Annotated in this window: 7 protein-coding genes and 1 pseudogene; 5 read left to right on the forward strand and 3 right to left on the reverse strand. The window is 61.5% G+C overall.

What is annotated here, in order from left to right; genetic code table 11:
* Positions 1-31: 31 nt before the first annotated feature.
* The 3 genes from UW3_RS0120535 to UW3_RS0120545 are packed head-to-tail and all read left to right on the forward strand — an operon-like array spanning position 32 to position 5,721.
* Entirely contained in the window at positions 32-1,174 is a 1,143-nt protein-coding gene (locus tag UW3_RS0120535) for a MexC family multidrug efflux RND transporter periplasmic adaptor subunit (RefSeq protein ID WP_026001429.1), read from the forward strand.
* Positions 1,175-1,189: 15 nt separating this feature from the next.
* Complete coding sequence (locus UW3_RS0120540) at positions 1,190-4,318, forward strand: efflux RND transporter permease subunit (protein WP_010225200.1); 3,129 nt, start codon at positions 1,190-1,192, stop codon at positions 4,316-4,318.
* Positions 4,318-5,721 (forward strand): efflux transporter outer membrane subunit, encoded by a 1,404-nt coding sequence (locus tag UW3_RS0120545; RefSeq protein WP_010225202.1) that lies wholly within the window; start codon positions 4,318-4,320, stop codon positions 5,719-5,721. The genes UW3_RS0120540 and UW3_RS0120545 overlap by 1 nt, the downstream gene beginning before the upstream one ends.
* Positions 5,722-5,803: 82 nt before the next feature.
* Here UW3_RS0120545 and UW3_RS0120550 read toward each other — a convergent pair whose 3' ends face one another.
* The 3 genes from UW3_RS0120550 to UW3_RS0120560 all read right to left on the reverse strand — a co-directional run bounded on the left by UW3_RS0120550 (position 5,804) and on the right by UW3_RS0120560 (position 9,858).
* Positions 5,804-6,364, reverse strand: coding sequence for a TetR/AcrR family transcriptional regulator (locus UW3_RS0120550; protein ID WP_010225204.1), 561 nt, complete (start codon positions 6,362-6,364; stop codon positions 5,804-5,806).
* Between the two features lie 1,152 nt (positions 6,365-7,516).
* On the reverse strand, positions 7,517-8,788 hold the full coding sequence (locus UW3_RS0120555; RefSeq protein WP_010225205.1) for a tyrosine-type recombinase/integrase: 1,272 nt from the start codon (positions 8,786-8,788) through the stop codon (positions 7,517-7,519).
* 155 nt (positions 8,789-8,943) lie between these two features.
* Positions 8,944-9,858 carry a LysR family transcriptional regulator gene (locus tag UW3_RS0120560; protein ID WP_010225206.1) on the reverse strand — a complete coding sequence of 305 codons (915 nt, stop codon included), beginning with the start codon at positions 9,856-9,858 and terminating at the stop codon, positions 8,944-8,946.
* Positions 9,859-10,057: 199 nt separating this feature from the next.
* Between UW3_RS0120560 and UW3_RS0120565 the strand changes: the two genes are divergently transcribed.
* Positions 10,058-11,083: a zinc-dependent alcohol dehydrogenase family protein gene (locus UW3_RS0120565; RefSeq protein ID WP_010225212.1), complete on the forward strand. Its 1,026-nt coding sequence runs from the start codon at positions 10,058-10,060 to the stop codon at positions 11,081-11,083.
* A 516-nt stretch (positions 11,084-11,599) separates the two neighbouring features.
* Positions 11,600-12,065: pseudogene (locus UW3_RS27920) on the forward strand (hypothetical protein); the annotation flags it as partial.

Genomic DNA, 12,065 nt, shown 5'->3' on the forward strand with positions numbered 1-12,065 from the left:
GGGTCGTTTTCAATCAAGGCTGTGGTGAGTGATGGGCAAGAAATATGCGATAGGGATGGGTGCGCTGCTAGCCGCTGCGGTGGCGTTGGCCGGTTGCGGCGCCGGCGAGGAGCCGCAGGCGGCCTCTGCAGCGGTTGTTCCCGTGGAGACCGTGACGGTAACGACCGAACAGTTGGCGCTGGCCTCGACTCTGCCTGGCCGGGTCGAGCCGATGCGGGTAGCGGAGGGGCGTGCCCGGGTGGCCGGTATCGTCTTGCACAAGCGCTTTGAAGAAGGTGCCGATGTCAAGGCCGGCGACGTGCTGTTCCAGATCGACCCCGCGCCATTCAAGGTGGCCCTGGTGCGCGCCGAAGGCGACCTGGCGCGTGCTCAGGCGGTACAGCAAGAGGCTCAGGCACGGGTCAAGCGCTATGAGCCCCTGGTCAAGATCGAAGCTGTCAGCCAGCAAGATTTCGATAGCGCCACCGCCGAGCTGCGCAGTGCTCAGGCCGCTGTGCGTACGGCCCAGGCCGACGTGCAGTCCGCACGCCTGAATCTTGGTTACGCCACGGTAACCGCGCCCATTTCCGGCCGCATCGGCCGTGCCCTGACCACCGAAGGCGCGCTGGTCGGACAGGGCGACGCCACGTTGATGGCGCGCATCCAGCAGCTCGATCCGATCTACGTCGACTTCACCCAGGCTGCCGCCGATGCCCTGCGTCTGCGTCAGGCGCTCAAGGAGGGTGCTCTGGCGGGGGGCGACGACACGGCATTGAGTGCCCAGGTGGAAGGCACCGACTACCAGCGTCAGGGCGCGCTGATGTTCACCGATGTGGCGGTAGACCGCGGCACGGGCCAGATCACCCTGCGCGGTCGCTTCGACAACCGCGACGGCATCCTCCTGCCTGGCATGTATGTGCGTGTACGCACCCCGCAGGGCACCGACCAGCAGGCCATCCTGGTGCCGCAACGGGCGGTTCAGCGTGGCAGCGACGGCATGGCACGGGTGATGGTGGTAGGGACTGGCAACCTGGCCGAGGTGCGCAGCGTGCGTACCGGCGTGATGCAAGGCTCGCGCTGGCAGGTCAGCGAAGGCCTGCGTGCCGGTGACCAGGTCATTGTCGGCAGCCCGGCCGGATTGGCCCCTGGCATGCCCGTGGCGCCGGCTCAGGCGCAACAGGCCGCGGCGTACTAAGGCGAGGTTAGCGAGATGTCCAAGTTCTTCATTAATCGGCCGAATTTCGCCTGGGTCGTGGCGTTGTTCATTTCCCTGGCCGGCTTGCTGGTGATCCCGGCGTTGCCGGTGGCCCAGTATCCCAGCGTGGCGCCGCCACAGATTTCCATCACCGCCACCTACCCAGGTGCTTCGGCCAAGGTGCTGGTGGAGTCGGTGACCAGCATCATCGAGGAGTCGCTCAACGGCGCCAAGGGCCTGCTGTACTACGAGTCCACCAACAACTCCAACGGTGTCGCCGAGGTGATGGTGACTTTTCAGCCAGGTACCATGCCGGACATGGCCCAGGTCGATGTGCAAAACCGCCTGAAAAAGGCCGAGGCGCGCATGCCCCAGGCTGTGCTGACCCAGGGGCTGAAGGTGGAGCAGGCCAGTTCGGGCTTCCTGCTGATGTATGCCCTGACGAGTGCGACAGGTGGGCGCGACAATGTAACGGCGTTAGCAGACTATGCGGCGCGTAACATCAACAACGAACTGCTGCGCGTACCCGGAGTGGGGAAGCTGCAGTTCTTCGCCTCCGAAGCGGCCATGCGAGTCTGGGTCGACCCGCAGAAACTGGTGGGCTACGGCCTTTCCATAGACGACATCAGCAATGCCATCCGTGGTCAGAACGTCCAGGTACCGGCTGGCAGCTTCGGCAGCACGCCGGGCGCCAGCGAGCAGGAACTGACCGCGACCTTGGCCGTGCAAGGTACCCTGGAAACCCCGGAAGCGTTCGCCGGTATCGTTCTGCGGGCCAACCCGGACGGTTCCAGCGTGCGCCTGGGTGATGTCGCGCGCATGGCCATCGGCAGCGAGAACTACAACCTGTCTGCGCGATTGGATGGTAAACCAGCAGTGGTAGCTGCAGTGCAACTGGCGCCTGGGGCCAACGCTATCCAGACCGCGACGCTGGTCAAGGAACGCCTGGCGGAGCTTGCGCAGTTCTTCCCCGAGGGCGTCGAGTATTCGGTGCCCTACGACACCTCGCGCTTCGTCGACGTGGCCATCGAGAAGGTGATCCACACCCTGATCGAAGCCATGGTGCTGGTGTTCCTGGTGATGTTCCTGTTCCTGCAGAACGTGCGCTATACCCTGATCCCGTCGATCGTGGTGCCGGTGTGCCTGCTCGGCACGCTGATGATCATGAAGCTGCTCGGTTTCTCGGTGAACATGATGACCATGTTTGGCATGGTGCTGGCTATCGGTATCCTGGTGGACGACGCCATCGTGGTTGTGGAGAACGTCGAGCGCCTGATGGCCGAGGAAGGGTTGTCGCCGGTAGAAGCAACCATCAAGGCGATGGGGCAGGTGTCCGGGGCGATCATCGGTATCACCATGGTACTGGCGGCGGTGTTCCTGCCGCTGGCATTCATGTCCGGGTCTGTGGGGGTGATCTATCAGCAGTTCTCGGTGTCGCTGGCGGTGTCGATCCTGTTCTCTGGCTTCCTGGCCCTGACCTTCACCCCGGCGTTGTGCGCCACACTGCTCAAACCGGTCGCACACGGGCATCATGAAAAGGGCGGTTTCTTTGGGGCGTTCAACCGCACATTCGCCCGCATGACCGAACGCTACTCGGTAATGAACAGTGCCCTGGTGGCCAGTGCCGGGCGTTGGATGCTGGCCTATGTCGGCATCCTTGTGGTCCTCGGTTACTCCTATGTGCGAGTACCGGAGGCGTTTGTCCCCGCCGAAGACCTGGGCTATGGCATCGTCGACGTGCAGTTGCCGCCGGGTGCCAGCCGGGTGCGTACTGATCACACTGCACAGGCACTGGAAGGTTTCCTGATGTCCCGGGAAGCTGTCGCCAACACTATCGTCGTGACGGGTTTCAGCTTTTCGGGCCAGGGCGAGAATGCCGCGCTGGCGTTCCCGACCTATAAAGACTGGTCGTTGCGTGGCAAGGAGCAATCCGCAGCAGCTGAAACTGCCGTGGTCAATGAGCAGTTCGTTGCCAACGGCGACGGTGCCATCACCGCGGTCATGCCGCCGCCGATCGATGGCCTGGGCAACTCAGGTGGTTTCGCCCTGCGCCTGATGGACCGTGGCGGCCTGGGGCGCGAGGCATTGCTGGCCGCCCGCGACCAACTGTTGGCCCGCGCCAATGACAACCCGGTGATCCTTTACGCAATGATGGAAGGCCTGGCCGAGGCGCCGCAGTTGCGCGTGCAGATCGACCGCGAGAAGGCCCGCGCCTTGGGCGTGAACTTCGAGTCGATCAACAACACCCTGGCCACCGCCTTTGGTTCTGCTGTGATCAACGACTTCAGCAACGCCGGGCGCCAGCAGCGCGTGGTGGTGCAGGCCGAGCAGGGCGCACGCATGACCCCGGAAAGCGTGCTGCACCTGTATGCGCCGAACGCCCAGGGCGAGCAGGTGCCGTTCAGTGCCTTCGTCACCACCCGGTGGGAAGAAGGGCCGGTGCAACTGGTGCGGTACAACGGCTACCCGTCGATCCGCATCGCTGGCGACGCGTCGCCGGGCCACAGTACCGGCCAGGCCATGGCCGAGATGGAGCGCCTGGTTAGTGAGCTGCCGCCGGGGATTGGCTACGCCTGGACCGGCCTGTCGTACCAGGAGAAGGTGTCCAGCGGCCAGGCCGCCGGTCTGTTCGCCCTGGCTATCCTGGTGGTCTTCCTGCTGCTGGTAGCGCTGTACGAGAGCTGGGCGATCCCGCTGACGGTGATGCTGATCGTGCCGATCGGTGCGCTGGGCGCGGTGTGGGCGGTACTGCTCACCGGCCTGCCCAACGATGTGTATTTCAAGGTTGGCCTGATCACCATCATCGGCCTGGCGGCGAAGAACGCGATCCTGATCGTCGAGTTCGCCAAGGAACTATGGGAGAAGGGCTACACCTTGAGCGACGCCGCCATCGAGGCCGCGCGCCTGCGCTTCCGCCCGATCGTGATGACCTCCATGGCCTTCATCCTCGGCGTGGTGCCGCTGGCCATCGCCACCGGTGCTGGCGCGGCCAGCCAGCGCGCCATTGGTACCGGAGTGATCGGCGGCATGCTCAGCGCAACCTTGCTGGGCGTGGTGTTCGTGCCGATCTGTTTCGTCTGGGTGCTCAAGCTGCTCAAGCGCAAGCCGGCCCCCATGCAACACGCTGTCGAGGTGGTGAAGTAATGGTCATGGGTAATCTTGCAATTCCATTCGCGCTGGCCTGTGCCCTGGTCGGCTGTTCGCTGGCGCCGACCTACCAGCGCCCCGAGGCACCGGTGCCGGCGCAATGGGGCAATGCCACCGGGCAGCAGGGCCAGGCGGTGGCGCAGCTGGACTGGCAGGCGTTCGTTGTTGACCCTACGCTGCGCCAGCTGGTCGGCACCGCACTGGGCAACAACCGTTCCCTGCGCCAGGCCTTGCTTGATATCGAGCAGGCCCGTGCGCTATACGGCATCCGGCGTGCCGACCGCATGCCGGGGCTGAACGCCGGCGCGTCGGGCAATCGCCAGCATTTACCGTCGGACCTTTCCAGCGATGGCCGTGAAGGCGTCAGCAGCACTTATCAGGTAGGGCTGTCGCTGCCGGAGTACGAAATCGACTTGTTCGGCCGCGTGAAAAGCCTGAGCGACGCAGCGCTCGAACAGTATCTGGCAACCGAGGAAGTCAGCCGGGCTGCACATATTGCCCTGATCGCCGAGGTCAGCCAGGCCTACCTGACCCTCGATGGCGCCGAGCGACGCCTGGCGCTGACCCGGCAGACCCTTGGCAGCCGCGAAGACTCCCTGGCCCTGGTCGGCCAGCGCCGCACCGTAGGCACCGCGACGGCGCTGGACCATCAGGAGGCATTGGGGCTGGTCGAGCAGTCGCGGGCAGAGCTGGAGTCCAGCCTGCGCGAACAGCAGCAGGCTTACAACGCTCTGGTGCTGCTGCTCGGTAGCGCCAGCGCGGCCAAGGTGATCCCTGCCCAACGGCCCGAGGCGCCGATGGTGCTGCAGGACATCGCCCCGGGTGCACCGTCGGCACTGATCGAGCGGCGCCCGGACATTCTTGCCGCCGAGCACCGGCTGCGGGCGCGTAACGCCGATATCGGTGCGGCACGGGCGGCGTTCTTTCCACGGATCAGCCTGACCGGCAGCTTCGGTACCTCCAGCGCGCAGATGTCCGGGCTGTTCGAGGGTGGCTCGCGCAGTTGGGGCTTCATGCCGCAACTGACATTGCCGCTGTTCGACGCCGGGCGTAACAAGGCTGCCCTGAGCCTGGCCGAGGCGCGCAAGGACTCGGCGGTTGCAGCTTACGAAGGCACGATCCAGACCGCCTTCCGGGAAGTGGCCGATGCACTGGCCGCCAGCGATACCTTGCGGCGTGAGGAGATCGCACGCAAAGCGTTGGCCGACACCAGCCGGGCGAGCCTGGCACTGGCGAAGGCTCGCTACGAGGGTGGTGTGGACAGCCATCTGCGGTATCTGGATGCGCAGCGCAACACCTACCTGAACGAAGCGGCTGCTATCGAAGCGAGTATCGCGCGGCAAAAATCGCTCGTCGACCTGTTCCGCGCCCTCGGTGGTGGCTGGCCTGCGCGGGGATAGCCCATAGATCCTTTGGTTGGTCTGGCCAACCGCTTTTGCCCCTGAGCGATCAGGGGCATTTTTTTATCCGGGCATCGGTAAACTAGCGAGATGCCGCCACGGCGCCATTGAGGAAAAGATTTTCGAGCGTCAACGCAGATGTTGCACTGGCCGCGCGACCGCGGCGTTCGGCATCGACAATTCCGTAGACCAGGCTAAGAAACATCTCGGTAAACACTGCAGCGCTGATATCGATGCGGAAAAATCCGGCTTGCTGACCACGCAGGAAATAGTCGTCCAGCGCGTCGGCGTAGGCTCGCCAACCCTGGTTGGCCTCACTGCCGTCAAAGGTATCCGGGCGGTATTGGAAGAGCAGGAACACCATCATTTCGCGGTGCTTGAAATGCTCGGCGATCAAACGTCGCAATGCCGCAAGCGGTTCACTGCTTTTCAGATCGGCATCGGCGATCACTTGACGCAGAACTTGCTCGCCGTAACCTTCCAGCAAGCTGACCAGATTGTCTCTAGTACCGCAGAAGCGATGCAGGGTCGCCTTGCTGACACCGGCCGTTTCCGCCAACTCTTTCAGCGTGGCTCTGGGGTGGACAACAATTGCTGCGGCGAGTGCCTTGAGCAGACGTTCGTCGGTGGCTGAGAGGTGCATGGAAGATTCTCGGTTACCTGAATCTAACCATTGTGCGGCAACCGAATCCAAAATGCATCATTTGAGTTCTTTAAGCTTCATATGGAGCGGGGCACGGAACTGATAGATTATGTAGCTACAAAGGGCCGTTGGGGATGAAAGTCAGCGAGCAAGAAGCATGAAGTGGAGTTCCCCAATAGCTGACGCATGGGCGGTTGTCCGTAAGGATTCATTCATAAGGGGCGGCTCTTTTTGGGCTGATGGGGGACCCTCCATCCTACGCCCACATGCTTTCTACTGACAGCAATCGACCCGCGGCGAAACGCTGGCTGTTGCTGATAACCCTGTGGCCTCCGGCTGGCCCGCGATGGCGCTGACAACTGAGCTTTGGGCGGTGTCTGCTTTGGGTCGTTATCTGTTAGCCATGAGTGCAACTGCTCGTATCGGTTCGCCTAAAGATATGCTGAGCCTATGAACCCCGCCTGGCGGTTCGTCACGTCCAGATGAAAAACGTACACCTCGCCGTATAAATTGCAGCCTTACACCACTTCCAGGGACACGATCAATCCTCATAGCCGCCCAAGCCGTCGACCGCGTGCAACTTGGCCCAGTCAGCCGGGTATTGGCTGAGCCTGCTGAACGCCAGAGTCCGAAGCGACCAGGTGCAACCCGCGTCCGTCGACGCCAGAAGACTCCAACCGGCATCCCATCCTGGTGCACGCCAAGCGGGCGACGATGAACCACCCAGCAACCGTTGACACCAACGCACGGCGGTTGAATGACCCGCCTACAACAGAATCGAGACGGCAAATCAATAGGCGAGGGTGCTCTCCTAATTGAGCTGCAGGAGTGGCACAAACGAACGCCTATTCGGGCGAAAGGCTTCCGTGGGGCAAAGGCTTCCGGTGGCCTCGGTGACTTTCGTCGCCATAACCACCAGATATGTATAATTTAGCACGTTGAACGTATTATAAAACAATTTCTCGGCCAACAAGGTCGGATAAGATTTAATTGTCAGACGGTAGCGATTGTAGTGGTAAAAATTTTTTGGCTTGTTGGTTGTTAATTTGGTCTCGATAAATATTTAGAAAGTTGTAGTTGCGAACCCAAGGTTGGTCCTGTGGCTCAACTTCGATTCGTGGGGTCAACAAGCTTGCATTTTCGTTGTTTGATTCAATCAGTCTGGATCGCCAGCGCTGCATTATTGCGTAACCGATCCAAATAATCCGCCCATTGCTGCGCGGCCTCTCGACGCTGAGGCAGCAGTTGTGCGCGAGCATACACTGCGCCCAACGCTCCAGGCATGCGATGAGACAGCGACAATTCCAATACAATCGGATCGATACCCAAATGCTCATGGGCGATGGTGCGGTAGGTGGCGCGGAAACCATGGGCAGTAATGGCGTATTCCGGCCAGATCCGCTGGTAGGACTTGGCCAGAGAGGTGGCGTCGATGGGGCGGCCTGGATAAATCGGCGAGACGAACACCCAGCCATTGCCGGCCTCATCCACCACCCGGCGTTTGTACAGTTCACGTAGAAGCACGAGTGCCTGCTCGGGCAGCGGTACGATGTGTTTGCTCTTGTCCAGGTGCCGAGTTTTGCTGACCACGTAGCGCCAGTCGGCGCTGATCAGATCTACATCTTCCCAGCGCATTTTCACCAGTTCGCCCGGGCGCACCGGCAGCATCACCAGCAGGCGCATGGCGGTGTTCACGCTGCTCGCGTCGAGTTCATCCAGGCGCAACAGGAACCGACCCAAGTCGGCCGGTCGTTCGATCGCTGGATTGCTGGTAACCACATGGCGGATTTTGAGCTCCTCGGTATTGCTCAGTGCCACGTTACGCTCCACCCAACCACGGCCTTCGGCGAAGCCGAGCACAGCGCGAATGATGGTGCGCACGCGCTTGGCCATGGCCATGGTGCGTGCTCGGCGCAGGGTGCTGATGATCTCGGTGATGTGTTCGAGCTTGATTTCGCCGACGGGGATGCGGCCGATCGTGGGCAGGATGTGGTTGTACAAGGCGCCGCGAAAACCGGCGAGGGATTTGCTCACCAGGTCAGGAGATTTGAAGGCTAGCCATTGCTCGGCGACATAGCTGAAGGTGCGTTCCTCATTGAGCAACTGTGCCTGAAGCTTGGCCCGTTTCGCCTTTAGGGGGGCCGTGTGATTGGCGACGTCGCGGCGCGCCGCGCGGGCCAGTTCGCGCGCGTCTTTCAACCCGATGTCAGGGTAGCGGCCAATCGCGTAAACGTTTTCTTTGCCGTGTAAGCGGTACTTCATCCGCCAGTACTTGGAGGCCGGTTTGTGCGACTTGAGCGAGGTCTGGACCTGCAAGTACAGGCCGGGGACTTCGCCGTCGGCGTACTTGCCAGGTTCGGTCACGCTGCGCAGGAAGGCATCGCTGAGTTTTCGCCGGAACGCCGGTGCGGGATGGGGCGGCATAATCTGGGGGTATCGTTTTTCAGAAAAATGAAAAGTACCCCAAACGATACCCCCAGGTACGTTGGAAATGAGTGGAATACGACGGATGGTAATGGATCAAAAATTCGCCTATCTATCAGAATTTACTGAATTTATTGGAATTCAGTGGAAGTCGCTCACAGGCTATCGGGATCCCCAAAAAACATCTGAATCCGCGACCGTAACCACCGCTCCCCCGGATCATTATCCTGCGACCCGCGCCAAGCCATGTGCAGCTCGAAGGTCTGCACCTCCAGCGGCGGGTCCTCGGCGCGCAGGCCGCCGGCGGCGGTCAGGACTTCGGCGGTGTAGTCGGGTACGGTGGCGATGATGTCGGTGCCGGTCAGCAAACTGCCCAGGCCGTTGAACTGCGGCACCGCGAGGACCACATGGCGCTTGCGCCCGACCTTTTCCAGGATCTCGTCCATGAACCCGCCCAGGTCGCCGGCAAACGACACCAGGGCGTGGGGGCGGGCGCAGAAGTCGTCAAGGCTCAGGCTGCCCGGCATGCTGTCAGCCCGCAGTACCTTGGGTTTGCTGCGCCGCAGCACCTTGCGTTTGGCGTTGGCCGGCAGGTCGTTGGTCCAGCTGACGCCCACGGAGATTTCCCCCGAGGCCAGCAGCGCCGGCATCAGCAGGTAGTTGACCCGGCGCACCACCAGGACGATGCCCGGGGCTTCGGCGCGCACGCGCTTGAGCAATTGCGGCAGCAGGGCGAACTCGGCGTCGTCGGACAGGCCGATACGAAACACCGCGGTGCTGGTGGCCGGATCGAAGTCGGCGGCGCGGCTGACCGCGGTGGAGATCGAGTCCAGTGCCGGCGAGAGCAGGGCGAAGATTTCCATGGCCCGCGCCGATGGTTCCATGCTGCGCCCGGTGCGCACGAACAACGGATCATCGAACAGGTTGCGCAGGCGCGAGAGGGCGGCGCTGATGGCCGGCTGGCCGAGGAAGAGTTTCTCCGCCGCGCGGGTCACGCTACGCTCGTGCATCAGGGTCTCGAAGACGATCAGCAGGTTCAGGTCGACGCGACGCAAGTCGTTACGGTTCATCGGCTCGGCTTCACAAGGCGGTTGGGGCAGGGGTGAATCTTACGGGTAAAGGCTGGTACCCTGCACCGCATAAATTGATGAAGGCTGAACTAGCATCAATCAATGACAGGCATGTTGACTATTAATGGCCACTGATGGTCTAACCGTCAAAGCCCGGATAGAGTTCAGGGCATTAGAGGTTCAATTGGCGAGGTTTGCGATGTCCCGCATGATCCGTTTCCACAAGTTCGGCCCGGCCGAGGTGCTCAAGATCGAAGAGCAGGCTCAGGCGCAGCCGGCCGCCGGCGAGGTGCAGATTCGTGTAGAAGCGATCGGCATCAGCTGGTACGACGTGCTCTGGCGGCAGAACCTGGCGCCGTCCCAGGCGCGCCTGCCTGCCGGGATCGGGCACGAGATGGCGGGCGTGGTCACAGCCGTGGGCGAGGGTGTCGACGACTTGGCTATCGGTGACAAGGTCGCCAGTTTTCCGGCCAGCAGTGCCAACGAGCATCCGGTCTACGGTGAAGTCATCGTCATGCCGCGCAACGCGCTGACCCGTTATCCGGACATTCTCTCGCCGGTCGAGGCCAGCGTGCATTACACGCCGCTGCTGATCGCCTATTTTGCCTTTGTCGACCTGGCCCGGGCCAAGGCCGGGCAAACGGCGCTGATCACCGACGCCAGCCACTGCGCCGGCCCTGCTTTCGTGCAGTTGGGCAAGGCCCTGGGCCTGAAAGTGTTCGCCGCGACCAAAGAGGCCGACCAGCGTGACTACCTGATCAGGCTCGGTGCCGACAAGGTGATCGTCACCGAAGAGCAGGACCTGCTCATGCAGATCAACAAGTACACCGACAACCGCGGTGTCGACATGGTGCTTGACGGCCTCGGCGGCCCGCAGATGGCCCTGCTCGGTGATGCCCTGGCGCCGCGGGGCAGCCTGGTGCTGTACGGCCTGCAGGGCGGCAACCAGACGCCGTTCCCGGCCTGCGCGGCGTTCCAGAAGAACATCCAGTTCTTCGTCCATTGCATCGGCAACTTCACCGGCAAGCCGGAACTGGGCATCAGTCAGGACCAGGTGGCGCTGCAGCGTGCCCTGCGCGATATCAACCAGTTCACCGCCGACAAACTGCTCACGCCGCTGATCATCAAGACCTATCCGTTCGAGAAAGTGGTCGAGGCACATCGCTACATGGACGAGTGTCCGTGCGGCGGCAGGCTGGTGCTGGACCTGTCGTTGCCCGGGTAATACGCGCAACGAAACGCAACAACACTGAAGCCCGAGCCGTGACTCGGGCTTTTTTGTGGGTATTTCCTAGGCTGGTTTCGGATATTTCCACGGTGACTTTTCCCGGTGTTACGACAGTATTCTTGCTATGTTCAAACAAGAGGAAAAGTGCTGTGATGTTGTCTGAATAATAACTGTTGGGTGGCCGGTTCTGAATTGTTTTTTTACCCTGATCTGTATCTTTTATTCGCCCGGCAACGCCCGATAATAGTTCGTCAATGGTCGTCTCATGGAGCGAGGCAAGATGGGTCGTAAGCCGAGGGTTAGAGGCGTTTTGCTGCCAGGCTGGGGAGGGGGAGCCAGGAGGAATAATAGTTTCTGAAGTTATTTTCCGTAGGAGGTTGTAGGAAGTTTCTTAGGATGAATTTTGTTTATCCTCCTTTGCTGATTGAAAGTTCTTCGCTGGGGTATTTTTCTTTCAGGTCGCCATATTCTGAATAGCGGGTATGTGTTATGGGCAGCATTCACGATCAGGCCATGCAATATATTTATCAGCAAGTGTTGCAGCGCTTGCTGGAGCACTTGTCACAAGCCCAGCGGGCGTCCTTGCAACTGCTGATACAGCGCTTGATCGTCGCAGCCGGCGGTATCGAACGCATTGGCGGGTTCAAGCTGATGTTCACCCAGGATGGCAGCCAGAATGCCAGCCATGCGCTGGCCTGCCTGCGCGCGGCGCAGTTGAGCATTGCTGCGCGGTCGCCGGGTACGTTTCAGCTGCGCGTTGCCGTGGTCCGCCAGCCGGGCATGAGCGCTACGGCGGTGAGCAATATCGAGCACGGCTTCTCGGCGTTGTTCCTGCATGACGACCCACGGGTCGAACTGTTGATGCTCGTCGATCAGCAGTTGCTGCCTTTTGACAGCCGGCACTGTCCTTCTGCCAGTCAACAGCAGGCTGAACGTCATGAACTGCTGCTGTTCGGTCATTTGCTGGCAGGGGTGCCAC

Source organism: Pseudomonas donghuensis, from assembly GCF_000259195.1.
Lineage (GTDB): Bacteria > Pseudomonadota > Gammaproteobacteria > Pseudomonadales > Pseudomonadaceae > Aquipseudomonas > Aquipseudomonas donghuensis.

What these genes read in the sequence shown, in the direction of transcription:
- UW3_RS0120535 (WP_026001429.1), top strand. Translation starts at nt 32, where the DNA reads ATGGGCAAGAAATATGCGATAGGGATGGGTGCGCTGCTAGCCGCTGCG.
- UW3_RS0120550 (WP_010225204.1), bottom strand. Translation starts at nt 6,364, where the DNA reads ATGCACCTCTCAGCCACCGACGAACGTCTGCTCAAGGCACTCGCCGCA.
- UW3_RS0120565 (WP_010225212.1), top strand. Translation starts at nt 10,058, where the DNA reads ATGTCCCGCATGATCCGTTTCCACAAGTTCGGCCCGGCCGAGGTGCTC.
- UW3_RS0120545 (WP_010225202.1), top strand. Translation starts at nt 4,318, where the DNA reads ATGGTCATGGGTAATCTTGCAATTCCATTCGCGCTGGCCTGTGCCCTG.
- UW3_RS0120555 (WP_010225205.1), bottom strand. Translation starts at nt 8,788, where the DNA reads ATGCCGCCCCATCCCGCACCGGCGTTCCGGCGAAAACTCAGCGATGCC.
- UW3_RS0120560 (WP_010225206.1), bottom strand. Translation starts at nt 9,858, where the DNA reads ATGAACCGTAACGACTTGCGTCGCGTCGACCTGAACCTGCTGATCGTC.
- UW3_RS0120540 (WP_010225200.1), top strand. Translation starts at nt 1,190, where the DNA reads ATGTCCAAGTTCTTCATTAATCGGCCGAATTTCGCCTGGGTCGTGGCG.